Consider the following 26,603-nt stretch of genomic DNA (forward strand, 5'->3'; position numbering starts at 1 on the left):
CTACAGGCAGATTTATCAAATATGCATGTACCAAAACGATGCGACAGGCTTGCGCCGGTCGCAGACGTGAGCGTCCGTCTTATTCCCTGTGTATGAAAGTGTCGAAGTTTCAAGTAGAGAACAAGAGAAAACTCTATTTGCCTTGAAATATAGATTTTTGGAATGGCAAAAGATGACAAAAAGGGAGTTCCCTTGCCTTTTTTTACTCAGCTTTTTGTATATTACACCATGACAGGCACCGGCAGCGAATATCCGCTTGCAAGCCAAGTTCGACTAGAAAAGCCGACTTTTTGTTATATCCCCAATAAAATTGGGTGTTCTTATATAGCAAAGGTCGGCTTTTTTGCGTTTATAGGAGTAGAAGATGGCTAGAAAGACCGAAAAAACGGATGATTTCGCGCCTAACCCGCTCATGGAGTCGGGTGTCGAAAAAATGATTCAAATTATTCGTGGCAAGCAGGTGTTGCTTGACCGCGATATTGCAACGTTGTATGGCGTTGAAACTAGGGCGATAAATCAGGCTGTCAAACGGAACATCGAGCGCTTTCCGGAAAGATATTGCTTCCGGTTGGAAAAAAACGAACAAGAAAACTTGAAATCACAAAATGTGATTTCAAGTTGGGGCGGCGACAGGTTTAAGCCCTATGCTTTTTTACGGAACAGGGATTTGCCATGCTTTCATCCGTTCTGAAAAGCAAGGTTGCCGTGAACGTATCCATTGCTATCATGGATGCATTTGTTGCCATGCGCCAGTATTTATACCAAAATGGCGGAATCATCAATCGCCTTTCTAATGTCGAAGCGAAGGATTTGGAGCAAGATGCTCGTCTCTTAGATCACGACCATAAAATAGATTCTCTTTTCGAGGCGATGGACCGTGGCGAGCTCAAAACCAAGGGTTTATTTTACAACAACCAGGAGTTCGATGCCTATGTATTTGTCTGCAACCTCATTCGCCAAGCCAAAAAGAGAATTGTGCTGGTCGATAGATATGTAAACGAGAAAACCTTGGCCATGATGCTCAAGCGGGAAAAAGGCGTTTCCGTGACTATTTATACCTACGACAAGAGCAAAGTCCTTGAAATGGACTTGGCAACTTACAACGAACAATATCCCGACAGCCCGATGCAAGTCTTGCCAAGTTACGGAATGCACGACCGATTCTTGTTCATAGACGATACGGCCTACCACTTCGGGGCTTCGCTCAAGGATTTGGGTAAGAATACGTTTTTCTTTACGCAAGAGGATTTCACGTTGGACGAAGTGTTGAAGGAATCGCAGAAGATTCAGTCAGAAAAAGAAAGCCGGGCATTACAAGATGACAACGTACCCCGTCTTTTTTGCTTGTAGGCGAATTGGAGTAGAAGATGGCTAGAAAGACCGAAAAAACGGATGATTTCGCACCAAATCCGCTCGTGGAGTCGGGTGTCGAAAAAATGATTCAAATTGTTCGTGGCAAGCAGGTGTTGCTTGACCGCGATTTGGCGGTGCTTTACGGGGTGGAAACGAAGTACATTAATCGGGCCGTAAAAAGAAATCCCAACAGATTTCCCGATGAGTTCTACTTCGAGCTGACAAAAGAAGAGTTTCTAAGGTGCCAAGATGGAACCATAAAAACTGGACGTGGACAGCATTCCAAATATTCGTCTTATGCCTTCACCGAACAGGGAGTAGCCATGCTTTCTGCTGTGCTGCATAGCGAAAAAGCCATCAGGGTCAGCATAGACATCATGAAAGCATTCGTGGCGATGCGTCATTTTATATTGCAAAATGGAGGTTTCATAAACCGGCTTTCAAACGTGGAAGCGAAGCTACTCGACCAAGATCGCAAAAACGTTGAATACGACCGCAAGTTCGACGAAGTTTTTGAAGCGATGGACCGTGGCGAGCTCAAAACCAAGGGCCTTTACTACAACAATCAAGAATTCGACGCCTATGTTTTCGTGTGCGCTTTAATAAGGCAGGCTAAAAAGAGAATTGTGCTGGTCGATAGATATGTAAACGAGAAAACCTTGACGATGATGCTCAAGCGGGAAAAAGGCGTTTCCGTGACAATCTACACCTATGACAAAAGCAAAGTCCTTGAAATGGACCTAGCCACTTACAACGAACAATATCCCGACAGCCCGATGCAAGTTCTGCCTAGTTACGGAATGCACGACCGATTCTTGTTCATAGACGATACGGCTTACCACTTTGGCGCTTCGCTCAAGGACTTGGGCAAGAACACGTTTTTCTTTACGCAGGAAGATTTCACGTTGGACGAAGTGTTGAAGGAATCGCAGAAGATTCAGGCAGAAAAAGGAGGTGGTCAAAAATTTTGACCACCTTGCCAAGCTAAAATACAGTCCTGTTAATCCGACAGCCTTTACTGAACGCGGTCTCTACATGCTTGCGACAATTTTCGCGAGTTGTCTCGTGCCATTGCTCGCGTTCCTGAAGTTGTTGATGAAAATGAAAAGAAGTCTTTGTTGAAAAGAAGCGACCTAAAACAGCAAAACCGGCCCCTGCGGACCGGCTTTTGACTCGAAAATGCGTTCCAAAGCGCTTGTTAAAGAAGCCCGTGTTCCTTGAGAATCTTCTCGTACTTGTCGGCACGGGACTTTTCTTCGTCAGCACGAGTTTCAGCCTCGCTGGCACGCTTTTCGGCTGCTTTAGTGCGCTGGCGTTCATCGTACACCAAGTCATCCAATTCCTGTTGCCAAGTCATATAGCGCTTCCTCGTTTCGTTGTCCGACAGACAAATATACAAATGTGTGGTGTGAAGAGTGTAGTGTGAAATTATTTGGAAGTTTTTTTGGCGGTTTTGGTTATAGCGCTAAGCATCCGAATTAATACTCGGCATGGCTCAATAATTATTTTGAATTTCTTTGCTTCTAAATATTTTGCCTCGTACAACAGTTCCACCCAATACTCGGTTTCTCCCGCTTCTTTTAACGCAATATACATCGAAGGCGGTGCAGAAGCGTTCTTCAAATACGCAAGCGACCCGGAAGTGGGTCCGCGAGAGTCTAGGCACCGCACAAGAGCGTAGAAGATGGGGGATGGTAATTCAAGGGTTTTTCTACGGAAACCTGTGTCCACTTGAGTTAGAAATTCTAGATTTAGAGTAATTATGAAAGTCATTTTGCCTGTGGCCGGAACCGGAACGCGTCTTAGACCATTCACTTTGTCTTTACCAAAGTGCCTTCTTCCTATTGCCGGAAGAACGCTGATAGATCATATTATTGCGTCCTACGATTCCTTGCCTGTCTCCGAACAGATTTTCATTACTGGGTATAAAGGAGAACTTGTTGAAGATTTCATCAAGCAAAGGAGCTTCCAGAATGCGCGTACCGTGCGGCAATGCAATCCGCAGGGACTCGGGGAAGCGATCTCCCTTTGCTTGCCTTTCTTGACCAATGATGAGCCTGTTTTGATCATTTTAGGCGATACGCTTTTTGATGCAGATCTCTCTTTCCTCAAGACCGAAAAAGAAAACGTCTTGATGACGCGTGAAGTGGAAGACCCGCGTCGCTTTGGTGTGGCGGTGACCGATTCTTCGGGCCGCATCACAAAGCTTGTCGAAAAGCCGCAAACATTTGTTTCAAACGAAGCTCTGGTCGGCATCTATTACATCACGGATGTCGCCCTTCTTCGCTCTTCGCTCGAAAAATTGATTCGCGAAGATATTCGCACACGCAACGAATACCAGTTGACAGACGCTCTCCAGATGATGGTGGAATCAGGCGCGAAGTTCCGCACGGCTCCGATTCGCTCTTGGCTCGACTGTGGAACGGCGGAATCCTTCCTCAAGACCAATGCGAAAATTCTTTCGGGTCTTGAACCTCAGGACGTTTCCCGTTTTAAGGACAGCACTATAATTCCGCCTTGTCATATCGCGGAAACGGCTGTGATTCGCAATTCTCTTGTCGGACCGAACGTCTCGGTCGGACCGGAAGTCGTCATTGAAAATTCGAAGATTGCGGATTCCGTGATTTCGGAACACACAACGCTCGTTGATTCTGAAATTTCGCACTCGATTTTTGGCGGCGATTCCGAAGTGAAAGGATTCAAGGGGTCGCTGTTGCTCGGTGACCATTCCAAAGTGATTTCGGGGGTTTTGTGAAATCCTTTATTCTAGCAAGCGCCTCGCCGCGTCGCTCCGACATCCTCACCCAGTTGAAGGTGCCGTTTCGCGTCGAAAAATCCAATTTTGTCGAAGACGGTGAAGGCTTGAAGCCCAAGGAAAGACCGCAGAAGTTTGCGGAAGGAAAAGCTCTCGAAGTCTCCAAGCGCTTTCCAAATGAATATGTTCTCGGCTTCGACACGCTGGTCATCATGGACAGCAAAGCGCTCGGTAAACCGAAAGACGCTAGCGAGGCGCTTTCGATGCTCAAGCTTTTGAACGGCAGCCGTCATAAAGTGATTTCGGGCGTAGCCATTGCGCACAACGGGAAAATTCTGGAATCGTCGAAGGAAATCACCGATGTGATTTTCCGTCACAACACCGAACAGGCTTTGCAGGAATATGTGAATTCCGGCGAACCGATGGACAAGGCTGGAGCTTACGCCATTCAAGGCATCGGCGCACGTCTTGTCAAAGCGGTGAACGGTTGTTTTTATAACGTAGTCGGTCTTCCTGTTGCGAAGACCCTAGATTTGATCGATCATTTAGGAGAGTCAAATGTCTGATTTTGCGGAAGAAAAGGCTTCAAACGAAAAGCTTGGCGAATACCTGAAGCGTGTTCGTGAATCCAAGGGAATTTCTTTGGAAGAATTTTCTCAGAAGACCCGTGTTTCGTTGGAACACTTGCAAGAAATCGAAGCGGGTGAATGGAACAAGTTCCCGGTGGAAGCATATGTCCGAGGATACTTGAATTCGATCGCTGTGGCGCTCGGACTCGATATGCCAAAGGTCCTCGAATGCTATTCCAAGGAAGTCGGTTCTTCTTATTCAGAGGAGTTCATCGCTCCGAAAACCATTACTTCTGAATCGGAAGGCTTTGCGGGTACAAAACTCAATGCGAATAAGAACAGCTTCAAGGCGGTTCTGATTGTGATTATCATCTTGGCCACAGCCTTCTTCGCCGGCGTCAAGTTCTTGAACAAGATGTCGTTGGCTCCGGAACCTCCGACGCCTGTTCCCGTGCAAAAGGCAGCAATCGTGGAAGACGATACGACATCTTTCGAAACGACGGTTCCCGATGGTGCGGAAAATGTTCCGCCTGAATCCTTGAACGTGGAACAGGATTCCTCCGCGATGCAGGCCGCTCTCGACAGCGCAAAGAAGATTTCTGCCAAGGGCAGCTCCGTGACGACCTTCCTCTCTTCGGATTCCCGTGCAACCGAAAAGAAGGATTCGGTTCCGGAAGCAAAGGGCAAACTCCATGTTACGATTTCGGGCAGGGATTCCTCGACCTCTTGGGTCGGCATCTACCGCAGCTTGAACGATAACAAGGTTCTCCGTGAAGGCAATTTGACGACGAAATATTCGAAGATCACTTACGCCTATAACGATACACTCTGCTTGGTGATCGGCAACCCGGACGCAGTCAGCAAGGTGGTTGCGAACGGCAAGGAAATTCCGGTTCCGATCCGCAAAGGCTACGCGAGCCGTTTCTGCTTGAGCACGAATGGCAAGATTACAAGGAGATAAGCGATGAGAGAAGCGCAGATTATCCGCAACACGAGCGAAACCCAGATCAAGCTTTCGCTCAATTTGGATGAGGCCTCTCGCGGTAAAATCGATACAGGCTCGGGCTTCCTTAATCACATGCTCGATCTTTTCCAGGTGCACGGTGGTTTTACGCTGAACGTGGAAAGCCATGGCGATACTTACGTGGACATGCACCATTCGATCGAAGACATTGCTATCTGCCTTGGCGAAGCTTTTATCAAGTGCCTCGGCGACAAGAAGGGCATTGAACGCTACGGCTTCTATTTTGTTCCGATGGATGAAGCGCTGGCTCGTGTTTGCCTTGACTTCTCGAATCGTATCGGCTTTGTCTGGAATGCAAAACTTCCGAATTCGACGGTCGGTGCAGAGAATATGCCGGTGAGCCTCTTTGAACATTTCTTCAAGTCGCTCTGCGAAAATGCCCGCATGAATTTGCACGTGGAACTCTTCTATGGCGCAGACAATCACCACTGCCTCGAAGCGATCTTCAAAGCCTTCGCACGTGCTGTCGCGATGGCTGTTGCGCCCTCGCGCAATGTGAAGGGAGTGCCGAGCTCCAAAGGCACACTTTAAGTCTTATCCTTAAAATGTTAAAACAAAAAGTCCGAGCGTTAGCCCGGACTTTTTGCTTAGAAATTCAAAAGCTTAAAGATTTGGAATACGCACCTGATCGCCCGCATTTAAATGTTCGAGCTTGACTCCGGGATTCACCGACTGCAAGGTAGAAAGCGTGTAGAAGCGGGGAAGCTTCGTCGCATCCTGACCATAGGCACGGGAAAGCAGGGCGAAAAGGTTTTCGCCGTCCTTCGCAGAAACGGTCTTGTACTTGGAAGTGTTCGTCGGGTCGGACTGCAAAGCTCCGAGCGCGTTCATGAAGTTGTCCGCAAAGCGCTCCGCGGTCTTCGCCGGCTTGGCCGTGTTCGCTGGACTGGCTGCAACGGTTCGCTTTTCCGCAGATGCGGTTGCTTGCTTTGAAGCCTTCTTTTGGCCCGGAAGGTGAATCGTTGGAATGTTCCCCGAGTAAATGGTGAGTTCCGTGCGTTCGCTATCGGCGCCCGGTTTCAAAGGTTCGGCTTTTAGAATGGAATCCAAATCGGCGATGTAGGCGCTATCCGGCCAGGATTCCAAAACATATTTTTTGTTGACCTGCAAACGTCCTTCGGTGCTTTCGTTCTGTCCACAGGCAATCATAAGGCCTGCGACCGAGCAAATCGAGAAGAGAGCAACACATTTTTTCGGTTTCATGGTACAAAAATACTATTTGCGAATTGCCAAAATGCAAAAATTCATCTAAATTTGGTTCACCTAACGTTTATAAGTAGGATTAACAAAATGAAAAATGGTATTCATCCCGATTACAATCCGGTCGTGTTCGTTGATGCGAATACGGGTAAAGAGTTCATCACCCGCTCCACGAAGTCGTCTGCCGAAAAGAAAGTGATCGATGGTGTCGAATATGGCGTGGTTACTTTGGAAATCACGAGCGACACTCATCCGTTCTGGACTGGCAAGCAACACCGCGTGGATACCGCTGGTCGTATTGATCAGTTCAACAAGCGTTTCGCTGGTGATGGTAAGTTGAACATTGCTGGTGCAAAGCGTAAGACGCGTCGCGTTGCCGCCAAGAAGAGCGAAGAAGCGGAAGAAAAGTAATCCTACTTCTTAAAAACTTTTCAAAAAAGCTTCCCGGATTTGGGGAGCTTTTTTTGTAGCTACTTTTGAACCCATGAAGCGAATCCTTTCCTCGTTGACATTCCTCCTGGGCATTGGGGCCGTCGCGTTTGCGGGCGAGTCTCTGGCGGGAACCTGCACTGAAGGAAAGCCTGTGCAAAGCATTCGATTTTCGGGTCTCGACGACACCCAACCTCACGTGGTGGAACGGGAACTTTTGAATGCATCGGGAAAGCCTTTTTCCGCCGAAAATTTTCGTATCGAAAAATTGAATCTGGAAAGCCTCGATCTCTTTTCGGATATTTCATTAGTTTGTACGGAATCCGCGGACGGCGTTGAACTCGAATACCGCTTCACGGAACTCTTGCACTGGATTCCGTCGCCCGCCGGTAAAAAGACCGATCAGGACGGCTGGATGCTGGGCCTTGCCCTTGCGCATTTGAATGTGGCAGGGGAAGATATCCGAGTGGAAGCTCAGTATCGCACGTCGGTGAGCCCGCTTTTCGATTCCAAGGAATTTGCCATCTACGCGAGCTCTCCGTGGCTTTTGGGGCTTCCGCTGTCCTGGAACTTTGAATTCCTGCGCACGGATTCCTGGGACGATTTAAGGAACTTTGATGACCGCTCCTGGTATTCGCACCTAGAAATCGGCGCAAGGCTCTGGAAGGATTTTTCGTTCCTTTGGGCGGCTTCTTACCGTTACGTGCAAAAGTACGGCGCCGTTCCGGATTTGGGCGTAGGCGTACTCCTAGACGCGCGAGATTCCAAGGTGGACCCGCATCTCGGTGCTTATGAAGAATTCCGTGTGACGCGCTATGGCGCCTTTTATGCGGACGTAGAGGATTATATTGAATTCCTGTGGGATAACCGCCTGTATTATCCGATGGGACGCTTCATTACGGGCGTATCTTCGCTTTTGCGCTACCGTCCGGGAACTCAGATGTTCTTTGACCGTTTGCACCAGGGCGGTGCAAATACGCTCCGCGGCTTTGATCCGGACTCAAGTATTCACGGTCGCCACGAAGCGATCTGGAACGTGGAAGAACGTTTTGTTTTGCTCGAACGCCATCCGTTCAGCGTCATGGGGGCAAATCTCTTTTGGGGGGTGCAGCTCGTCGCCGGTGTCGAAGGCTCGTTCCTTTGGGATACGCAAACTCCCGACTGGGGCGATTACCGCCAGAGCGTTTACGGCGGCATTCATTTTATTATCCCGGCTCTCGACCGAATCCGTATCGAGGCGGGTTACAGTCCTGACGGCGGAGAAATCAAAGTTGCCGTGGGTCTTTATGACAAAAACACTTCTTTAAGATGGCGTTCTCGTTAATTGTAAGTTATATTTACCTTATGCCAATTAATTACTTAGAACTCCCGATTGGGCCGAAATATCCATACGAAGTGGATTGTGTTGTTGAAATTCCAAAGGATACGAACGTCAAGTACGAATATGATGAACGTTTCCACGTCTTCCGTTTGGACCGTTGCCTTCTTTCTTCCATGAGCTATCCGTGCAGCTACGGCCTCATTCCGAGTACCCGTGCCGATGACGGTGACGCCTTGGATATGCTTGTTTACTGCTCTGCGCCTCTTGCGACGGGTACCGTCGTCTCTTGCCGCGCCGTGGGTGTCTTGGACATGACCGATGGCGGCAAAAAGGATTACAAGGTGCTTGGCGTGCCTCTGTACATTCCGCATCCTATCCGCGATCTGCATGACGTGGACCCGATGTTCCTGAAGATTACCCGTAACTTCTTCCAGTATTACAAGGAACTTGAAGGCAAGGCCGTGGAAATCGGCGATTGGCTCTCCGCCGAAGTGGCTCGCGAAAAGATCGTGGAAGCGCACAAGAACTTTTTTGCGACCCAGATCCAGGCTCCGGAACATTGCTACCAGGAACCGGAAGCGAACTCCGAATACAATCCGAATACCGACCTGATGATGATTTGATTTTTGGCAGGAGACAAAAGAATTCTAAAAAAGAAAGGCCCCGCAAATGCGGAGCCTTTTCTTTTGAAAACCGATGCGAATTATTCTGCTGCGTCCATGTCTTCATCGCTGATTTCAGCGTTGTGATAAACGTCCTGGACGTCGTCATCATCTTCGAACTTGTCGAGAAGCTTGAGGAGCTTCTGGGCATCGCCGTGGTCGAGCTTGACCGGGTCGTTCGGGACGTAAGAAATTTCAGCGTTGAGCATTTCGATGCCCGCTGCTTCGAGAGCCTTGGTCACAGCGTCGAATGCTTCCGGGGACGTCGAAATTTCGTGAACGTCATCTTCCGTTGCCATGTCGTCAGCACCTGCTTCGAGAGCCACGTCCATGACCTGGTCTTCAGCATACTTCGTGGCATCGACATCAATCACGCCCTTGTGCGTAAATGCCCAGGCAACAGAACCGGATTCGCCGAGACTACCGCCGTTCTTGTTGAAGATATTGCGGATGTTGGAGACCGTACGGGTCTTGTTGTCCGTCATGCACTTCACGAAAATGGCAACGCCACCCGGGCCGCGACCTTCATAGATCGGTTCTTCCATGATGACATCTTTACCTTCACCAGTACCCTTTGCGATAGCGGATTCGATGTTCTTGGCAGGAAGGCTCTGGCTCTTGGCCTTGAGGATGGCTGCGCGGAGACGCGGGTTGGAATCCGGGTTGCCACCACCGAGCTTTGCTGCGATGGAGATTTCCTTAATGAATTTGTTCCAGGCTTTTGCGCGGGCGACGTCAGTCTTTGCTTTTTTGCGTTTCGTGGTTGCCCATTTAGAGTGTCCGGACATATATACCTCGGGTGTTCAAATTTTGTTTTTCAAAGATAGAATCTTACATGGATGTTTACATACAAAATTTTAAAAAAGATAACGAAAATGCGTTGTTTAGATTTTTGGAAACGACATTTTTGTAAAAAGAATTTCTTTTTTAGTGAGAAAGCGTTTTCAGATATTCGTCAAGAGCCTTTTTGTATTCCTGTACGCTTTTGGCGATACGCTTTGCCATATCCTTTTGACCTTTTTCCGAATTCATGTATAGTTCTTCTTCGGGATTGCTAATGAAGCCGAGTTCCACGAGTGTCGCCGGCATGAATGCACCGACAAGCACCATGAATCCCGCACCGCCAGCACCGGATCCCATTTTGGAAATCTTTCCGCCTTCATAGGCTTTGATCACCTTTTCGGTAAAGGTGTAACTCGCCTGTTTGTACTGTTCCAGACGGGCTTGAATCTTGAGCCAGTCGAGGGGGGAAAGTTCTTCCTTGGAATTCTTGTCGCCGTAGGTCTTGGCCACCTTGTTTTCACGGCGGGCAATGGCTCGGTCTTCTTCGCTTTCCGGATCGCGCAGTACGTAAATGCGGAATCCTTTCGTCTTCTTTTTGCGAGCTTTGTTGCCGTCGATGGCGTTACAGTGGAGGCTGATAAAGAGATCGCCGTTCCACTTGTTTGCAATCTGCGGACGTTCGGAAAGTTGAATGAATTTGTCTGTACTGCGGGTGAGCTTCACATGAAAGCCCATGGCGACAAGTTCTTTTTCAAGAAGCTTGGAAACCGCAAGCACGATGTCTTTTTCGTTAGAAATCAAACCGATGGCACCTGGGTCTTTTCCACCGTGGCCCGGATCGATCACAATGTTCCTGACTTCACGAGATCCCGCAGGCGCATTCTTGCGCACGAGAGGCGCCGCCTTTTCTGCGACGGACGACGAAGATTTCGCGACAGAGGATGAGGACTTTGCAACCGAAGAGGATGACGGCTTTTTCGCGGAAGAAGAAACGGCCAGAGGGGAATCCGTTTTCAAAAGCTTTGCCGTGGTATCGACCGTGTATTTTTTGGAAAATGCCTTGCCAAAAATTTCAACCGTTTCTTCGAGAGGCGTCCAGACGACATCGTTTTCGAAGACGGTGGGCGTCGAAAGCTTGACTGCATTCCCGTTGGCAAAAATGTACGGGAATCCGAGAACGAAGGAACAGGAAAGCTCTTTGCCTTCGGTCTTAAAATGACGTTCTACCGGTTGCAAATGGGTTTTGAGACCTTCTTCCTTGGAAAGCGAATCCAAGTTCACCATCCAGGTTCCGTCGATTTTTGAGATAGGAACGCTTGCGACCGCTTCCGTGAAGAGGCCTAGCCACAAAAGCAGCGTTATAAAAATCAGCGTCGACCGCTCGCTTTGACGATGCGCGCTATGGCGAGCTTCTCGTCCCGAGCGATAATATCTTGTCGTTTGTCTCTTTGGTCCTTGCCTCGACATAAGCCTACTTCGATCTTTGCGTAACGCTTTTTAAAATACAACTTCAACGGAATCAGGGTGAGACCCTTGAGTTCAGTTGCTTTGCGCATCTTCTGGATTTCAGAAACGTGGGCGAGCAACTTGCGCTTGCGCTGCGGTTCGTGCCCAAAGCGTTTGGCGAAAAAATATTCGTCGATGTGGGCGCCCACAAGCCAAAGTTCGTTCTTGTCTTTGGAGACTTCGACCCAGGCTTCGTTAAAGCTGCATTTACCAGCTCGAATCGATTTGATTTCAGAGCCGACGAGCATGACGCCGACTTCAAAACGATCTTCGATAAAGTAAAGATGTTGAGCCTTTCGGTTTGTGATCGTCGGCGTTTTTGCGACTTCTTTTTTATCAGCCATGGTCTTCTTCGCCTTCGATGTTTCCGATGAATTCCGCATCGGCGGATTTCTCGTCAAAAATTTTGCTGAGTTCGCGGCTCGCTTCGAATACCGGACGAATTTGGGCGTCGATACTCACCTTTTCCCCGGTGCGAGGATTGCGGGCGGTGCGAGCACCGCGCATGCGCAGCTTAAAGCGTCCGAATCCGCGGATTTCGATGTTCTTGCCTTCAATCAGTGCGTTGGAAATCGCATCCAAAAAATTTTCCACAATGATTTTCGTGTCGACCTGGGTCATTCCGGCGCGTGATGCGATTTCTTCCACGAGATCTTTTTTGGTGATGTTTTTGGATGCGCCCATTTTACTTTCCCCAACCTGTATTCTTTGTGCGCTTGTCCGGTACGAGTTTGCCGAGGGCCTTCTTCAGGTCCTTCAGGCCGATTCCCGTTATCGCAGACGTTGCAATGTATTCCTGTTTCTTGGCCTTGAACGCTTTTTCGGCTTTTTCAATTCCCAAGTCGGCCTTGTTGAGAGCCACGATGAACGGCTTTTCCACAAGCTTCGGGTGGAATTGTTTGAGTTCCTTGCGAAGGGTCTGGAAGTTCTTCCAAGCGTTATCGTCAAAAGCGTCGATGACGAAAAGAAGAGCGTAGGTGCGTTCGATGTGTTTCAAGAATTCATGACCGAGGCCCTTGCCTTCGCTTGCGCCTTCGATCAAACCCGGAATGTCTGCAACGACAAAGGAACGTGCCGATTCCGTCACGATACCGAGCACCGGTTCGAGAGTGGTGAACGGGTAGTCGCCGACTTTAGGCTTGCCGCTCGAAATCTTGTTTACGAGGGAAGACTTGCCTGCATTCGGGAACCCCACAAGGCCCACGTCTGCAACAAGCTTCAGTTCCAGGTAAAGTTCACGACGTTCACCGCGCTGACCCTGCGTTGCCTTTTCTGGCCCCTGCATGGTGGGCGTTACAAAGTGAACGTTGCCGAGTCCGCCGCGTCCGCCTTTGGCTGCCACCCAGCGCTGGTTCGGTTCCGTCAGGTCCGCAAGAATGTGACCTTCGGAATCTTTGACGAGCGTGCCACAGGGAACGTCGACAATCAAATCCTTGGCAGAACGACCGGTGCAACGGGCGGCTCCGCCGTCCTGACCGTTGTCAGCCTTGTAAATATGAGCGTTGCCCATGTCCAAAAGCGTGGAATACTGTTCGTTCGCACGCAAGATGACACTGCCGCCGCGACCACCGTCGCCACCGTCCGGGCCTCCAAGCGGTACAAACTTTTCACGGCGGAAACTGCTAAGACCGTTACCGCCTTTGCCGGAGCGAACTTCGATTGTTTTTTCGTCTAGGAACATGCAACAAATGTAGAAAAATTGTTATCGGGAAATCCCATTTCTACTTGTTGCAGGTCCCGTACTTGCGGATAGAATGAATCTTTGACGAAATGTTCGTGCCTGGTTTCTCGAAACTGACTTCCACGCGGCTGATGTTTTTCACGACACTGTCGCGTTCGACGCGGAGCCCGAAGCCTTCCTGGACAAAGTCGCTCCACTTGATGTTTGCGGTCACGAGTTCTGTTCGCGGTGTAGGTGATGCATACGCCGCCCCATTCGGAGAGGGCGTTGCCACGCTGTTCATCGCCGGAAATTTCGAAAAAGATTCTTGCGTAGGGGTGGCTGTCGCATTTTCTTTCGCCCTATTGACTTTTTTAACTTAATAAGTTAAATTTAAGTTAAAAAGGGGCGTTATGAGTATCGGCGGAATCACCTACAAGACAATCAACGGCAAGCGCTACGCTTACTACCAGTGGACAGAAAACGGCAAGCAGCGTAGCCGTCGTGTGAAAGACGAGGAATTTGCGGAACTTGCCGCGAAAATTGCGGCGGAGCGTGCGCAAAAAGAATCGCTGCGTGGCATTTTGCAGGGCGTGGTGGCTGAACCCGTTGCGGCCTATTCTGCTACTCCGAATTTCAAGACAGACGTGAAAATCGGAGCGCAGTTGCCCCGTTTTTTCGCCTCTGTAATGAAGTGGAAAAAACGCGAGTGTTTTGCTGCCCTCCACGACTATATCTATAGCGAAAACAATGATCGAGTCTTGATTCTGTATGGGCTTCGCCGTACGGGCAAGACGACGCTTGTTCGCCAACTTATGGGCGAGATGCCTGCCGAAATGCTTGCAAAGACGGCGTTTGTCCAGCTGAGTTCCCGCCATTCCCTTGCCGATGTCAATCACGATCTCAAGTTGCTGGAATCGCTCGGCTACCGCTACGTCTTTATTGACGAAGTGACGATGCTCAGCGATTTTATCGAGGGAGCAGCGTTGTTCTCCGATGTGTTTGCGGCGGGTGGCATGAAGGTAGTCCTTTCGGGGACGGATTCCTTGGGGTTTGTCTTTTCGGAAGATGAACAGCTTTATGACCGTTGCATTTTGCTGCATACGACCTTTATCCCATATCGTGAATTTGAAAATGTCCTTGGTGTAGCGGGGATAGACAAGTTCATTGAGTTCGGCGGTACCATGAGCATGGGGGGTGCGAACTACAATATGGACAAGTTTACTTTTGCGACGAAAGAGAGCGCGGACGATTATGTGGATTCCGCCATTGCCCGCAATATTCAGCATTCCTTGAAGTGCTATCAGCATGAGGGGCATTTTCGCTCGTTGCAGGAACTCTATGATGCAGGGGAACTGACGAATGCGATTAACCGCATCGTGGAGGACGTGAATCACCGCTTTACGATAGAGGTGTTGACGAGAGAATTCAAGTCCGGCGACTTAAGCCGTTCCGCACAGAATTTGCGCCGTGACAGATTCAAGCCTACAGATATTTTGGATAGGGTTGATATCGGTGCGGTTACAAAGAGGCTTAAGCATCTCTTGCAGATACGTGATAAGGCGGAACTTTCTGTCGGAATAGGCGAGGCTCACCGTGCGGAGATTAAGGAATATTTGGACCTGTTGGACCTTACGTGCGACATCGATGTGGTAAACATGTCGAACCTGAATGCGCGTTTGACGCGTACGGTTCTTTCGCAGCCGGGGCTTCGCTACGCCCAGGCGTCAGCGCTCATTCAGAGTTTGTTGCTCGATGAGACGTTCAGGAATATTCCGATAGCTGAGCGCATGTCCATCGAAAAGCGAATTCTTGACGAGATTCGCGGTCGCATGATGGAAGAAATTGTATTGCTTGAAACCAAGATGGCTAGACCGGACAGACAAGTTTTTCAGTTGCAGTTTGCTGTTGGCGAATTTGATATGGTGGTGTTTGACCCGAAAAACGCCTGCTGCGAAATCTACGAGATCAAGCACAGTGACCGGGTCGCCAAGGAGCAGTGCCGTCACTTGCTGGACGCAAAAAAATGCGCCGATACGGAATTCCGCTATGGGAAAATTTTGAGCAAAAACATAATATACCGAGGCCCCGCGGGAGCGCTCGGTAACATTAATTATCTGAATGTGGAAGATTATTTAAAGGGCTTGGCTTAAACCAGGCCGATCCCTTCGTCAAGTCCGAGCGCGATGTTCATGTTCTGAATCGCAGCGCCGCTCGCACCCTTGCCCAGATTGTCGAGAATGACGGAGACTTGGATGGAAGAATCCTTGCCGAACACGTAAACGTGAGCTTCGTTCGTTCCATTGCATTCCGTCGGGTTAAGAGATCCTGCATCCAGTGTCGGTTCCTCTTCAAACGGGAGAACTTTGACAAAGCGGGTGTTTGCGTAATGAGCCGCAAGAATTTCCTGAACGTCTTTTGCCGAAGCGCTCTTGGTCAAGGAACTTTGGAAAAGAGCTGTGGAAACAGCCATGCCTTTATAATATGGACCGACGACCGGATTGAAGATTGGGGCTTTTTCAAGTCCGCATACCTGCATCATTTCTGGGAGGTGTTTGTGATGATGTCCGAGCGCATAAGGGCGCGGAGCGAACAGGCGAGGGGATTCTCCCGGATGCGAAATCTGGGCGCCTTCCGCTTCGTAGCTTGCGATCATTTTTTTTCCGCCGCCCGAGTAGCCGGTAAGGCTGTATGTGGCTAGGTCCGCATTCTTTTTCAAAAGTCCAGCCGCGATCAGCGGATAGACTCCGAGAATGAATCCGGAAGCGTGGCAACCCGGATTTGCAATGCGGGTATTCGTTTCAACGGCTTTGCGAAATTCCGGGGAGAGTTCCGAAAGTCCGTAAGCCCAAGCTGGATTGGTACGGTGGGCGGTAGACGCATCAATGATCTTCGTCTTCGGATTGGTGCAGAGTTCTGCACTTTCCTTCGAAGCGGCATCCGGCAAGCAGAGGAATGTAACGTCGGATTCGTTGATTAAACGCTGGCGCTCTTTCGCATCTTTGCGGAGTTCAGGATCGATGTGCAAAAGTTCCACGTCGTCGCGGTTGGCGAGACGTTCGTTGATTTGAAGGCCAGTGGTCCCGGCCTCACCATCTACGAAAACTTTGAACATATTGAATAGGTAAGGGTTGAGTGTAGAACTTAGAGCTTAGAGATCAGAACTTAGATTATGTTAAAAAATAAGTTCTACCCACTAAGCTCAGCCAACTGCGACGAAGTCGCAAATTACTTGTTAGCGCCGCAGCACTTCTTGTACTTTTTGCCCGAACCGCACGGACACGGATCGTTTCGACCGACTTCCGCTTCCTTGTGGATGGTCTGCGGCTTCACTGCGCGACCGTCGTAGAAGAGCCATGCGCCCTTCACGCGGTGGAATTCAGAAAGTTCGTGGTGCTCACGGGCGATGTTGCCCTGCTTGAACTTGCAGACGAATTCGACCCAACCGATGTTCTTTTCTTCTTCGGTCTTCGTTTGGAGAATCTTGATGCCAAGCCATTCGGAACGGTTGCTCCATTCTTCGACGCTCTTTTCATCGTAGTCGGCCTGCTGGGATGGTTCGAGAGAGTCCTTGAGCCACTTCACTTCGTGCTTGGCGTAAGCGGTGTAACGGGAGCGCATCAGGGCTTCCGGAGTCGGAGCGAGGGTCAAACCCTTAATGATCGGTTCGCAGCATTCGGTGTAGGTTTTGCCGGAGCCGCACGGGCAAAGATTTTCTTCTGCCATAGTCAAAATTCCTTGGTTCGTTTTAAAACACGATAGGCCATCCCCGTGAAAGGATGACCTTCAAAATATATTTATTATTCTTCGACCTTTTTCAGGATCCAGATTTCTTCCTTGCCTTTACGGGTCGGAATGCTGTCCTTCACCGGCATGCGTTCGGCAATGTCGAAAATGCCGTCGAGACGAGCCATGAGTTCGCCTTCGGAAGTCGGATGCGGAGGACCCTGGAGGGAGTTGCCGTTCAAGAACGGGTAGAAGAACGCGATGACGATGCCGTCATCCTTGAGCATCTTCTGCCAGACTTCAAAGCATTCGTCGCGACGACCCGGATGGATTGCCGTGAATGTGCAGTAGTCATAGATGATGTCAAACTGCTGTCCGCCCTTCTTCGGATCCTTCGGGTTCAGTTCGAAAAGGTCCAAGTCGAGGGACTTGAAGTTTTCGTGCTTGCGGGAAAGACGGTCGAGTTCATCGACAGCTGTCGGTGCAAAGTCAACGGCGAGCACTTCGTGTCCGCGTTCTGCCCAAGCTTCTGCATCATAGCCGAAGCCTGCGCCCGGGACGAGCACGCTTCCCGTTTGGGGACAGACGGGGTTCTTGAAGAAGTCGAGAAGAGCCGGAGTGGCTTTCTTCAAATTCCAGTAATCCTTGTGTTCCGTGTAGAGATTTTCCCAGAACTCAGGCAGATTCTGTGTCAGCATTGGCTACCTTCTGTTGTTTTTTATAAGCGAGCTGTCCGCATGCGGCGAAAATGTCGCGACCGCGCGGATTGCGAATGGTGATCTGGATGTTGGCTGCACGCACCTTTTCGAGAAAGCTGTCGACGTCTTCCTGTGTCGGGGCTTCCAAGTTCGGATCGTCCATGGCGTTCAAAACGATTGCGTTCACCTTGACACGACGCGGCGCGCAGATACGGATCAGTTCCTTGGCTGCGGCAGGAGTGCAGGTAACGTCTTTCATCAAAACAAATTCGAAGGTGACGTAGTTATCGGTACGACGCGAATACTCGTCGGTCGCTTCGAGAAGCTTTTCGATTGGCCAAATCTTGTTCACCGGCATCACGGATCCGCGGGCTTCGTTGTTTGTGCTGTTGAGGCTCACGGCGAGGCAGCATGGCGTGTTGCGGTCCACGAGCTCCTTGATTTTGGGGACGACTCCGCTTGTGCTCACGGTCATCTTTTTACGGCCCAAGTTGAAGAGCTTTTGGTTGTGCAAGGTGCAACAGGTGCGATGGACATTTTCCAGGTTGTTGAGCGGTTCGCCCATACCCATGAAGATGATGTTTGTCACCTGAGCCTGTTTGCCGTCGGCGTTGATTTCTCCGGTTTCTTTCAGATAATCATTCACGCGGATGATTTCTTCGAGAATTTCACCCGCTTCGAGATTGCGGATGAATCCCATTTTGGCGGTGCGGCAGAACGCGCAGTTCATGGCGCAGCCAATCTGAGTGGAAACACAGACGGAAAAACGTCCGTTCGTCGGAATGAGCACTGTTTCGATGTAATGGTCATCGGCCGTTCTAAAGAGCCATTTGACGGCTCCGTCGACAGAAACGAGATGCTGCACTTCTGTAAGCGAGCGGATCGCGAAAGCTTTGGAAAGCTTATCCCTGGTTTGCTGTGGAATGTTCTTCATCTGGTCATAGCTCGAAACCTGCTGGCAGAAAAGCCAGTTTTCGATTTGATCAGCGCGGTATGTCTTTTCGCAATTCGCGGAAAGCCATTCCTTGAGTTCATCCACTGTCAGGGATTTGATATCTTTAAAATTATACGTCACCGAGACGCAAAGATAGCAATTTTTGCTAGAAATGTAAGTAAAAAAAGAGTCTTCAGTCCATGGGTCCAATGAAAAACGCCCGAATTTCGGGCGTTTTGAAGTTTAGAACATTTGGCGGGTTTTCTTTTTCGGCGGCGGAGCGTTCTTTTCCTTTTTCGTTTTCGCCGTCATGGATCCTTCCGCAGTGCTCTTGCTCGAGAAGATTGTGGCGTCTCCCGCATCCTTTTTGTTCGAGAAGTGGTTGCCGTCGCAGTGTTCTTCTGGAATATGGCCAGCGGAATAGAGACAGAACGAGGTCGCTCCGCAGAATTCGCCTGCGATCTTGCCTGTGTGGTTACAGACTTTTTTCGCAATGACGCCTGCTGGCATCGAGAATCCGCGGATCGGGAGATCCTTGTGGAGTTCCTTCATCACTTCGATCCAGGCTGGAAGCGGGTCTTCGGAACCGGTATGGCCCGGACCCATCGGGGCAGGGGAGTCTGTTCCGACCCAGACGCCCATTGTGTAATAACGGGTAAATCCGATGTACCAGGCGTCTGCGTAGTTGTTCGTTGTACCGGTTTTTCCGCCGCTCGGGTGACGGAATCCGCTTGCGCCGACACGGGCTGCGGTGCCGTGAATGTTCACGTCCTTCAGCATGTCGACCATGATGTAAGCGCTCGCCGGTTTTAGGACTGTCTTTTCTTCGCTCTTGTGGCGTTCGATCACGTTGCCCGACTTGTCGACGATCGAGTCGATCATGTAAGGCTCGATACGCACGCCGCCGTTCGGGAACACCGTATAAGCGGAAGTCATTTCCATGAGCGTACTGCCGATCGACCCGAGGGCGAGGCTCGGCACGGGCTGCAAAGGCGCTTTCTTGATACCGAACTTGCGGGCATAGTCCACCACGTTCGAAAGTCCGTACTTGATACCGGTGAGAACTGCAGGAAGGTTCATGGAACGGTACAAGGCTCGGCGCATCGTCATCATGCCTTCGAATTCCTTTTCGAAGTTCGCCGGTCGCCAGGTCTTGGACGGATCGCCTTCGTCTTCAATCGTCACCGGCTGGTCGTTGATCGAGTCGCAAGGAGAGGCGCCTGCTTCTACGGCTGCCGCATAGACGATTGGCTTAAAGGAAGAGCCCGGCTGACGAAGAGACTGGACTGCACGGTTCCAACGGGATTCGGCAAAGCTGTTGCCACCGACCATGGCGCGGATAGCTCCCGTTCCATTTTCAATAAGGATCATTGCCATTTGCGGTGCGTGGTAACGCGAAGAATCCGGATAGCGCCACTTGGACGGATCGGAGGCGGTATCCTTTGCGAGATAATCCTTTTTGAAGAGTGCGTAAACGCTGTCGAAGTGGGCGACGACCGAGTCCGCAGGCATGTTGTACTTGGAACTTAGGCCGAGCTTCCAGACCGCACGCTGCTGAATGCGCTTGCGAATGCGGGCGATATGCTTCTTTTCCACTTCTTCGGCGAAAGCCTGGATGTTCGGATCGATCGTGCTGTAGATGTTCACGCCGTCTGCGTACAGGGATTTTTGACCGTACTTGTTTTCCATGAACTTGCGGATTTCTTCGTAGTAGTAAAGGCCAGAACCGTTGCCGACCTTGTGCTTGACCGTTTCCACAGGTTCTTCGATGTAGCGCTTGTAATCTTCCTTGGAAATGTAACCGGCGTTCTGCATGGCGTAGAGGACCGTGTTGCGGCGTTCAAGTGCAGTCTCCGGGTGGCGGTCCGGACGGTAACCTTCCGGGCGTTGGAGCATGCCGGCGAGGATCGCCATCTGCGGAATCGAAATGCTGTCGAGAGGCTTTCCAAAGTAGAAGTCGCTCGCCGCCTGGAAGCCGTAGTTGCCGCCGCCGAGGTAAACTTCGTTCATGTAGAACTCCATAATCTCGCGCTTGGTGTAGGTCTGCTCGATGCGGACCGACGTCATGGCTTCTTTGATTTTTCTCGAAAGTTTGCGTTCCGGAGTGAGGAACAAGAGCTTTGACAGCTGCTGGGTCAAAGTCGAAGCGCCACGGATCTTGTCGCCGCGTGTCACGGATTGGATCACGGCCTTCGGAATCGCGACAATGTTCATGCCCCAGTGTGTGTAAAAGTCGCGGTCTTCCGTTGCCATCACCGCATTCATCTGCATCTGCGGAATGGAATCGATTGGAGTCCACACGCGGCGTTCCACAAAGAATTCGTGAACGGGAATGCTGTCCTTGTCGTAAACGGTCGTCACGAGCTTCGGGTCAATGTCTTCGAGCTGCTGCAAGGAGGGGAGCGTGGGAACGAGACTTGCGAAGTATAGGTAGATCGCGACAAACGCTGCGATGCATGGCACAAGGAAGATCCCGAGCCAAATGAAAACCATTTTCCCTGGGCGGGGGAATACTTTGCCCACCGCCGAAGCGATCTTTTGGAATACGTTCATTTTATCACACTATATACAAAGGGTACTAGCGAAAAGTTTGGATAAAATGTAACTTTATAGGGAACTAAATTTTTTTTGGAGTAAATGAAATGAGCCTTTTTAAGGGAATTGTTCCTTCCGCACTGACCCTCTCATTCCTTGGGCTTGTCGCTTGCGGTTCTGTCGATAACGATCCGCCCAAGCTCGAAAGCGTTTTCGGCACGGTTTCCGCCATGGATACCCTGGTTGCGGTTTTCGACAAGTCGATTGAGGACTTTGATGATTCCCTCGTGACTTCGAACCAGCCGATCACCGTGGTGAAGCAGAAGGGCAAAAAAATTTATATTGTCGGTGCAACGGATACGCTCGCAAGCATTCCGCGTTTTGCCGTCGACAGCGATTACGACACGCTCAAGTTCGCAAGCATCCAGGATGAAGACGGCAACAAGAGCAAGCTCCAGACGGTGACCTTCTCCACATATCCGTTCCTCGACAGTGACGAATACGAATACAACAAAGAAGGAACCTGTTATTCGAACAAGAAACCGGCCGATGCCGATGTTCTCACCGATTCAACGGGCAGCAAGTTCTACAACGGCGCAAAGACAACCAAGACGCTCACCGTCACGGGAATTCTCGGTGGCCAGTACAGCAAAAACTGTGAAGACGACGCGGATACCTACCGCATCTTCCTTCAGAAGCGCGATACGATTTCGATCCAGCTCGAAGCCCGCTCTACGGATATTCCGCTGCAGCTCGTGGTTCTTGGACCGTCCAAGATAGGCGCTGCCCCGGCAGAATGCACGGATGACAACCAGGAATTCTTCACTTACGACATGAAGAACCAGAAAAAGGTCGCTCCGATTGATACGATTGTGGGAATCGGTGACATTCACGAATGCGGAACGACGACAATTACCGATAAGCTCGCCTATTATATTCAGGTGCGTTACTCGGATGGACTCACGACTTCGGAACAGAGACCGCAGGCTTACAAGCTTTCGGTGACCCTCCATCCAATAAAAAAAATGAAAAAAATCTTGTGAAGACCCCTTGACAAATGTTTTGCAAGTTCTATATTTGGGTCGTCGCAAATGCGAATGTGGCGTAACTGGATAGCGCAACTGGCTACGAACCAGTAGGTTGCAGGTTCGAGTCCTGCCACTCGCACGAAAAAGCTCCGAGAGAAATCTTGGAGCTTTTTTTGTTCTCCCGCATTTCTCGTACACATGTAGAAATCGCACCCGAACCATTTTAGTCTTTGTCTATATAAAAACGAAATCCGCAAGCCGTTGATTTCTCGGATTGCGGAACTCAAAAAAGAAAACAATCGTACGGTAAAATGGATTTGGACACTCTTTTCCAGTATTTTGCCGCTGCGGATTCAGCACAAGCAAGGCTTGTGGATGCAAACGTTGGCGACGAATTTAATTAGGAAGTCTTCCCGATTTCGTTTTTCCTGTAGGAGCTCTGTAAAAACGCAGACTTTACCCTCTGAGTTTGTTTATATTCAAGATAGGATGTGTTCAAAATTTTTGAAGGGGTTTTGGGCTATGGCTTTTCTTTCTTTCACTATGAGGTAACTATGACACAACCAATCAATGGTAAATTCGAAATGCCGGTACTTCCGTATGCGGCAGCTGATTTGTCTCCGGCATTGAGCGCCGAAACCATCGAATTCCACTACGGTAAGCACTTGCAGACTTACCTGAATAATTTGAATGCGGCCCTCCCCGGCAGTGCATTTGAAGGAAAGTCTTTGGAAGAAATTGTAAAGACTGCGGATGGTGGCGTCTTTAATAATGCAGGCCAGTTCCTGAACCATTCCATGTACTTCTTGCAGTTCAAGGCGCCTGTAGAAAATAACGTTCCCACGGGTAAAATTGCGGATGCCATCGCGCGTGACTTTGGCTCTTTTGAAAAGTTCCAGGAAGAATTCCAGGCAAAAGGCGCGGGCCTTTTCGGTTCGGGCTGGGTATGGCTTTCGGCAGATGCTTCGGGTAATCTTGTCATTACGCAGGAAGGCAACGCCCAGAATCCGCTGACAAAGGGTCTTGTTCCGCTGCTCACGTTCGACGTTTGGGAACATGCCTATTACATCGACTACCGCAACCGCCGTCCGGATTACCTGAAGGCTTTGTGGAGCATCGTGAACTGGGATGAAGTGAACAAACGTCTCGGCTAAACGTTCCTTACATTTCTGAAATCGGAAACCACATTTTTGTCTTAGACAAATGAGCGGTTTCCTTTTTTATTTCGATTTCAAAGACTTTCGATTGGCATCATTTTTGCATAAAGGAGGTTGTAAACCCTCAAATAAGGAAACATGCAATGAAAAAGACAATCGAAATGGTTCTTGCAACGGCTCTCGCTGCTTCTCCGCTTTTTGCAGAAGCTCCGAAATTTTCTGTCGCTGGTGAAGTGGAATTCGAAGCCAATGCTCAGAACGTAAGCGGGACTTGGTATCACGATTACAGTTCGACTTTTAACCTTTTATTTGCAATCCAGTTTACGGATAAGTGGTCTGCGGAAGCGGCGATTTCCGCGGATGGGGATGGCACGGCTCCGGGTTTTGCGTATGATGGGGCGTTTGTCCAGTACCTGTTGAGTGAGAAGGTCGCGTTCAAGGTGGGAGACTTCACTTATGCGGAAGGCGCATTCCGTTATTACAACTATGACGACCCTGCGGATTACGCGATCGGCATGGTGGAACGCGGCATCCGTGGCTTTGAAGTGAATGCCTACGGTCTTGTGGTCGGCTTGGGTCTTGGCACGGATGCTGACGACTGCAGCGAAGAAGGCTGTACGACCTATGATGCGCATATCGCTTATGATCTTGCGCTCGGTGAACATACGATCCGTCCTTTCTTCAATTATAAAAGTTATCAGACCGAAAGCCATAACAGCCTCCGCGCAGGTGTTACGGCGAACCTTGTGTTCGGATCGTTCGGTAGCGCACAGCTCGCTTACGGCTTAAAGTCCGATTATCTCACGGAAGACGAACCGAAGATGACGCACGCCTTTGCCGTGGAACCGGAGCTGAACTTTGGCAAGGTGAGTCTCAAGGCGACCGCATTCTACGCGATCATCGATGATGAAAGCGCCACAGATCTGGAAGTCCCGGAATACATGTTCTTCTACGTGGAACCGAGCTTCGGAATTACGGATAAATTCGCCTTGGGCATTCAGGGAGAATATCACACGATGGCTCTGGATTCGGATGCTTCCCTCGCTCAGATTTGGGCGGGTCCGAAGGCTTATTACACGGCGACGGAAAACTTGGGCTTTGATGCTTACGTTCGCGCCTGTATTCCGCTCGGCGACGATTACGAAGGAGACGATAAAGATGTCTCGGTTGGCGCTGGCGCATCGGTTGCCATGTCCTTCTAAAAATGTACTTACCCTAAAACCAGAAGGGCGACCCGGTCGGGTCGTTCTTTCTGTTTCAAAATGAAGTTTTCTTCGTGAAACGAGGCTTTTTATAGAATGGTGAAAAAAGAGAAACTTACCTATTTGTTTTATATATTGAAAAAAGAAATCAAGGAGTCTTTATGCAGGAAGTCGAAAAGTTTCTCAAGGAATGCGGTGTCTATTTTGTTGCTACGGTCGATGGGGATCAGCCTCGCGTGCGTCCCTTTGGTACAGCCAATATTTTTGATGGCAAACTTTACATTCAGACGGGGAAGTCTAAGGACGTTTCCAAGCAGATTCATACGAATGCTAAAGTAGAAGTTTGCGCCCTGGATAAGTCCGGTTCGAAATGGCTGCGTATCACAGGAAAGCTTGTATCGGATGACCGGCGCGAAGCGAAGGTCGACATGCTAGAACATTATCCGAGTCTCAAGGCGATGTATTCTCCGGATGATGACAACACGGAGGTCCTTTACTTTAAGGATGCGACCGCTACGTTCTACAGCTTTGCGGAAACGCCTCGCACGGTGAAGTTCTAATTCCCATTTTGAACAAAAAGTACGGAAAATTTCGATGAAAACCCTGAATGTTGTGCCCTGCTTTCGGGGTTTTCTTGTATAAGAATCACACTAAAGAACAAACCAGAATCGTGGGTAGGTAGAAATTTTAAGGAGAACAGAGTATGGAAAATCTGTTAAAAAAGTTTGGGATTGAAGGATTGATTGCTGGCTTGATGCTCGCGCTCGCATGCGTATGCATGTGGGGGTGTGGGGATACATATTATGACTGGGAGGATAGAAGAAGTGCGGCGCTCTTGACAATCCGATTCTAGTAATTTATATTAGTGCACAAGTGTGTATGATTTTGCTTTCGACGCGCGATGTAAAACAACCTAAAGCCCTGCCTTTTTAAGCTTGTAGGCGGGGAGGAGCGAAAGATGAAAGATACGCTGAATGGCGGATGTGTTGACATTTGGCTGGATGAAATTGTTCCTTGCCTCAAAGATATCAAAACTGGCGAAATCAAAGAAACTGTAGTGTTCAAGATCGAAAGCCGCTCATTTCTGAGAAAGTTCAAGGAAAAGGATGGGTGGGGAATCAATTGGATCAATGTCCCCACAGAAGTTGAGGTCTATGCTCTCGCCTTGAAGGAGAATAACGAAATCCAGGGGCTGGTTGGAGTAAGGAAAGATGTGGATGCTCAAGCAGCATATTTGCATTGGGCTTGCACAGCACCGCAGAACAATAAGCACTTGCTCGGAAAACAGAAATTTAGTGGCGTTGGCGGTCATCTTTTTGCAATTGCTGCAGACCGTTCTGTATTATGGGGATATAAAGGGTATATTTACGGATTTGCCCTTAACAAAGAGTTGTTGAATCACTATATTGGAGTTATTGGAGCATCTTTTTTAGGGATTCTGCACCCATTTCATTTTATGCTTGATAAGGGTGCTGCACAAAAACTTTTGGAGGTCTATACCTATGAATGGAATTAGAAGACCCGCTGTTATCTTGGCGGATTCTATGGAAGAGTATATGGCGACTCCAGATCCTTACAAAAATCCGCCCAAAAGCAAGTTGAATATTTTTAAACTCGGCGAATATGCCGAGCGTGTTGGAAAGGATTTTTCTGAATTGACTGCCGAAGAAATTTTGCAGTTTAAGAATCCATAGCGCTTGTGTCAGCTACCCATTTTTGTAAGCTTTCCCAATGGGAGAAAGGAACGTTCCCCCTGATGTAAAAGGGTTTGATATGGATAGTCTTGGAAATGAATCTTGTCAGTATGGCGTATTGGATAGTGATTTAAAATGGATTAAGAAATGTGATGATGTGCGGGCATGGGATGATGATGTGTATTGCGTAATTCTTGATGATGAAGGAGAAATAAGTTTTGTTTTAAAAAATGAAAATGATACAATCCCTGCTCCTCGAAAATTTGCGATTGGCGGTTTTTGGGGTGATATGATTAAATTGGGTGGGAGCATCTGCGATATAAATAACGATAAAATTACCTGTTCTGATGTAATATGGTATGGTAAT

The 26,603-nt window shown here is 49.3% G+C and carries 32 protein-coding genes, 1 tRNA gene and 1 pseudogene; 20 read left to right on the forward strand and 14 right to left on the reverse strand.

The genetic code is table 11. From position 1 onward, the window contains the following. The first annotated feature begins 162 nt into the window (after positions 1-162). From MR847_RS02190 to MR847_RS02205, 4 genes are read left to right on the forward strand one after another with little or no spacing between them, the layout of a single operon-like run. Positions 163-372 carry a hypothetical protein gene (locus MR847_RS02190; protein ID WP_287722830.1) on the forward strand — a complete coding sequence of 70 codons (210 nt, stop codon included), beginning with the start codon at positions 163-165 and terminating at the stop codon, positions 370-372. Beyond that, positions 365-691, forward strand: coding sequence for an ORF6N domain-containing protein (locus tag MR847_RS02195; RefSeq protein ID WP_287722831.1), 327 nt, complete (start codon positions 365-367; stop codon positions 689-691). Before MR847_RS02190 ends, MR847_RS02195 begins: the two co-directional genes overlap by 8 nt. Next, positions 673-1,350 carry a phospholipase D-like domain-containing protein gene (locus tag MR847_RS02200; protein ID WP_287722832.1) on the forward strand — a complete coding sequence of 226 codons (678 nt, stop codon included), beginning with the start codon at positions 673-675 and terminating at the stop codon, positions 1,348-1,350. The genes MR847_RS02195 and MR847_RS02200 overlap by 19 nt, the downstream gene beginning before the upstream one ends. Before the next feature lie 17 nt (positions 1,351-1,367). Further along, positions 1,368-2,324, forward strand: a complete 957-nt coding sequence (locus MR847_RS02205) for an ORF6N domain-containing protein (protein ID WP_287722833.1) — start codon at positions 1,368-1,370, stop codon at positions 2,322-2,324. Positions 2,325-2,551: 227 nt separating this feature from the next. Here the strand turns inward: MR847_RS02205 and MR847_RS02210 are convergent, their stop codons facing one another. Next, positions 2,552-2,710 carry a hypothetical protein gene (locus MR847_RS02210; RefSeq protein ID WP_178348737.1) on the reverse strand — a complete coding sequence of 53 codons (159 nt, stop codon included), beginning with the start codon at positions 2,708-2,710 and terminating at the stop codon, positions 2,552-2,554. A 71-nt stretch (positions 2,711-2,781) separates the two neighbouring features. Next, positions 2,782-3,126, reverse strand: a complete 345-nt coding sequence (locus tag MR847_RS11000; RefSeq protein ID WP_353846830.1) for a four helix bundle protein — start codon at positions 3,124-3,126, stop codon at positions 2,782-2,784. Between MR847_RS11000 and MR847_RS02215 the strand changes: the two genes are divergently transcribed. The 4 genes from MR847_RS02215 to hisB are packed head-to-tail and all read left to right on the forward strand — an operon-like array spanning position 3,116 to position 6,232. Further along, positions 3,116-4,108: a sugar nucleotidyltransferase gene (locus MR847_RS02215; RefSeq protein WP_287722834.1), complete on the forward strand. Its 993-nt coding sequence runs from the start codon at positions 3,116-3,118 to the stop codon at positions 4,106-4,108. The two genes, MR847_RS11000 and MR847_RS02215, sit on opposite strands and share 11 nt — an antisense overlap. Beyond that, entirely contained in the window at positions 4,105-4,674 is a 570-nt protein-coding gene (locus MR847_RS02220) for a Maf family protein (RefSeq protein WP_106519622.1), read from the forward strand. The genes MR847_RS02215 and MR847_RS02220 overlap by 4 nt, the downstream gene beginning before the upstream one ends. Next, on the forward strand, positions 4,667-5,638 hold the full coding sequence (locus MR847_RS02225) for a helix-turn-helix domain-containing protein (protein ID WP_287722835.1): 972 nt from the start codon (positions 4,667-4,669) through the stop codon (positions 5,636-5,638). The genes MR847_RS02220 and MR847_RS02225 overlap by 8 nt, the downstream gene beginning before the upstream one ends. 3 nt (positions 5,639-5,641) lie before the next feature. Beyond that, a complete protein-coding gene (gene hisB, locus MR847_RS02230; protein ID WP_106519620.1) occupies positions 5,642-6,232 on the forward strand; it encodes an imidazoleglycerol-phosphate dehydratase HisB in 591 nt (196 codons plus the stop codon). Positions 6,233-6,304: 72 nt separating this feature from the next. Here the strand turns inward: hisB and MR847_RS02235 are convergent, their stop codons facing one another. After that, positions 6,305-6,904 carry a hypothetical protein gene (locus MR847_RS02235; protein ID WP_287722836.1) on the reverse strand — a complete coding sequence of 200 codons (600 nt, stop codon included), beginning with the start codon at positions 6,902-6,904 and terminating at the stop codon, positions 6,305-6,307. An 87-nt stretch (positions 6,905-6,991) separates the two neighbouring features. Here MR847_RS02235 and MR847_RS02240 point away from each other — a divergent pair, with 87 nt between their 5' ends. From MR847_RS02240 to MR847_RS02250, 3 genes are all read left to right on the forward strand, one after another. Then, a complete protein-coding gene (locus MR847_RS02240) occupies positions 6,992-7,312 on the forward strand; it encodes a type B 50S ribosomal protein L31 (RefSeq protein ID WP_100424427.1) in 321 nt (106 codons plus the stop codon). A 73-nt stretch (positions 7,313-7,385) separates the two neighbouring features. Then, positions 7,386-8,654, forward strand: coding sequence for a BamA/TamA family outer membrane protein (locus tag MR847_RS02245; RefSeq protein ID WP_287722837.1), 1,269 nt, complete (start codon positions 7,386-7,388; stop codon positions 8,652-8,654). A gap of 20 nt (positions 8,655-8,674) precedes the next feature. Then, positions 8,675-9,274: an inorganic diphosphatase gene (locus MR847_RS02250; RefSeq protein ID WP_100426702.1), complete on the forward strand. Its 600-nt coding sequence runs from the start codon at positions 8,675-8,677 to the stop codon at positions 9,272-9,274. Positions 9,275-9,354: 80 nt separating this feature from the next. Here MR847_RS02250 and MR847_RS02255 read toward each other — a convergent pair whose 3' ends face one another. The 6 genes from MR847_RS02255 to MR847_RS02280 form a co-directional block, all read right to left on the reverse strand. Next, positions 9,355-10,101, reverse strand: coding sequence for a YebC/PmpR family DNA-binding transcriptional regulator (locus MR847_RS02255; RefSeq protein WP_100424425.1), 747 nt, complete (start codon positions 10,099-10,101; stop codon positions 9,355-9,357). A gap of 139 nt (positions 10,102-10,240) precedes the next feature. Continuing rightward, entirely contained in the window at positions 10,241-11,446 is a 1,206-nt protein-coding gene (locus MR847_RS02260; protein ID WP_241899390.1) for an N-acetylmuramoyl-L-alanine amidase family protein, read from the reverse strand. 17 nt (positions 11,447-11,463) lie between these two features. Continuing rightward, positions 11,464-11,946: an SsrA-binding protein SmpB gene (gene smpB / locus MR847_RS02265; RefSeq protein WP_100424423.1), complete on the reverse strand. Its 483-nt coding sequence runs from the start codon at positions 11,944-11,946 to the stop codon at positions 11,464-11,466. Then, positions 11,939-12,286: an HU family DNA-binding protein gene (locus tag MR847_RS02270; RefSeq protein WP_106519615.1), complete on the reverse strand. Its 348-nt coding sequence runs from the start codon at positions 12,284-12,286 to the stop codon at positions 11,939-11,941. Before MR847_RS02270 ends, smpB begins: the two co-directional genes overlap by 8 nt. A 1-nt stretch (position 12,287) precedes the next feature. After that, positions 12,288-13,283 carry a GTPase ObgE gene (obgE, locus tag MR847_RS02275; RefSeq protein WP_287722838.1) on the reverse strand — a complete coding sequence of 332 codons (996 nt, stop codon included), beginning with the start codon at positions 13,281-13,283 and terminating at the stop codon, positions 12,288-12,290. Between the two features lie 40 nt (positions 13,284-13,323). Further along, positions 13,324-13,557 (reverse strand): hypothetical protein, encoded by a 234-nt coding sequence (locus tag MR847_RS02280; RefSeq protein ID WP_287722839.1) that lies wholly within the window; start codon positions 13,555-13,557, stop codon positions 13,324-13,326. A gap of 118 nt (positions 13,558-13,675) precedes the next feature. Here MR847_RS02280 and MR847_RS02285 point away from each other — a divergent pair, with 118 nt between their 5' ends. Next, on the forward strand, positions 13,676-15,415 hold the full coding sequence (locus MR847_RS02285) for a DUF6788 family protein (RefSeq protein ID WP_287722840.1): 1,740 nt from the start codon (positions 13,676-13,678) through the stop codon (positions 15,413-15,415). Here the strand turns inward: MR847_RS02285 and argC are convergent. The 5 genes from argC to MR847_RS02310 all read right to left on the reverse strand — a co-directional run bounded on the left by argC (position 15,412) and on the right by MR847_RS02310 (position 21,173). After that, positions 15,412-16,377, reverse strand: coding sequence for an N-acetyl-gamma-glutamyl-phosphate reductase (argC, locus tag MR847_RS02290; protein ID WP_287722841.1), 966 nt, complete (start codon positions 16,375-16,377; stop codon positions 15,412-15,414). The two genes, MR847_RS02285 and argC, sit on opposite strands and share 4 nt — an antisense overlap. 113 nt (positions 16,378-16,490) lie before the next feature. After that, positions 16,491-16,988, reverse strand: a complete 498-nt coding sequence (locus tag MR847_RS02295) for a YchJ family protein (protein ID WP_100424417.1) — start codon at positions 16,986-16,988, stop codon at positions 16,491-16,493. Between the two features lie 74 nt (positions 16,989-17,062). After that, a complete protein-coding gene (locus MR847_RS02300) occupies positions 17,063-17,686 on the reverse strand; it encodes a methyltransferase (RefSeq protein ID WP_100424416.1) in 624 nt (207 codons plus the stop codon). Then, a complete protein-coding gene (gene rlmN, locus MR847_RS02305; RefSeq protein WP_100426701.1) occupies positions 17,664-18,761 on the reverse strand; it encodes a dual-specificity RNA methyltransferase RlmN in 1,098 nt (365 codons plus the stop codon). Before rlmN ends, MR847_RS02300 begins: the two co-directional genes overlap by 23 nt. A 102-nt stretch (positions 18,762-18,863) precedes the next feature. Further along, positions 18,864-21,173 carry a penicillin-binding protein 1A gene (locus tag MR847_RS02310; RefSeq protein WP_100424415.1) on the reverse strand — a complete coding sequence of 770 codons (2,310 nt, stop codon included), beginning with the start codon at positions 21,171-21,173 and terminating at the stop codon, positions 18,864-18,866. Positions 21,174-21,262: 89 nt separating this feature from the next. On the opposite strand from MR847_RS02310, the gene MR847_RS02315 reads away from it, so the two are divergent. From MR847_RS02315 to MR847_RS02350, 8 genes and pseudogenes are all read left to right on the forward strand, one after another. Beyond that, positions 21,263-22,198: a hypothetical protein gene (locus MR847_RS02315; protein WP_287722842.1), complete on the forward strand. Its 936-nt coding sequence runs from the start codon at positions 21,263-21,265 to the stop codon at positions 22,196-22,198. 50 nt (positions 22,199-22,248) lie between these two features. Further along, positions 22,249-22,322: transfer RNA gene (locus MR847_RS02320), tRNA-Arg, on the forward strand. Between the two features lie 415 nt (positions 22,323-22,737). After that, positions 22,738-23,337, forward strand: a complete 600-nt coding sequence (locus MR847_RS02325) for a superoxide dismutase (protein ID WP_287722843.1) — start codon at positions 22,738-22,740, stop codon at positions 23,335-23,337. Positions 23,338-23,483: 146 nt separating this feature from the next. After that, complete coding sequence (locus MR847_RS02330; RefSeq protein WP_287722844.1) at positions 23,484-24,542, forward strand: hypothetical protein; 1,059 nt, start codon at positions 23,484-23,486, stop codon at positions 24,540-24,542. Between the two features lie 161 nt (positions 24,543-24,703). After that, positions 24,704-25,102 (forward strand): pyridoxamine 5'-phosphate oxidase family protein, encoded by a 399-nt coding sequence (locus MR847_RS02335; RefSeq protein ID WP_277001616.1) that lies wholly within the window; start codon positions 24,704-24,706, stop codon positions 25,100-25,102. Between the two features lie 398 nt (positions 25,103-25,500). Then, a complete protein-coding gene (locus MR847_RS02340) occupies positions 25,501-26,058 on the forward strand; it encodes a hypothetical protein (RefSeq protein ID WP_277001620.1) in 558 nt (185 codons plus the stop codon). Beyond that, positions 26,045-26,236, forward strand: coding sequence for a hypothetical protein (locus tag MR847_RS02345; RefSeq protein ID WP_100424410.1), 192 nt, complete (start codon positions 26,045-26,047; stop codon positions 26,234-26,236). The genes MR847_RS02340 and MR847_RS02345 overlap by 14 nt, the downstream gene beginning before the upstream one ends. A 79-nt stretch (positions 26,237-26,315) precedes the next feature. Continuing rightward, positions 26,316-26,603, forward strand: a pseudogene (locus tag MR847_RS02350) (hypothetical protein); the annotation flags it as partial.

Origin of the sequence: Hallerella sp. (assembly GCF_022776125.1) — a bacterium.
Taxonomy (GTDB): Bacteria; Fibrobacterota; Fibrobacteria; order Fibrobacterales; family Fibrobacteraceae; genus Hallerella; species Hallerella succinigenes.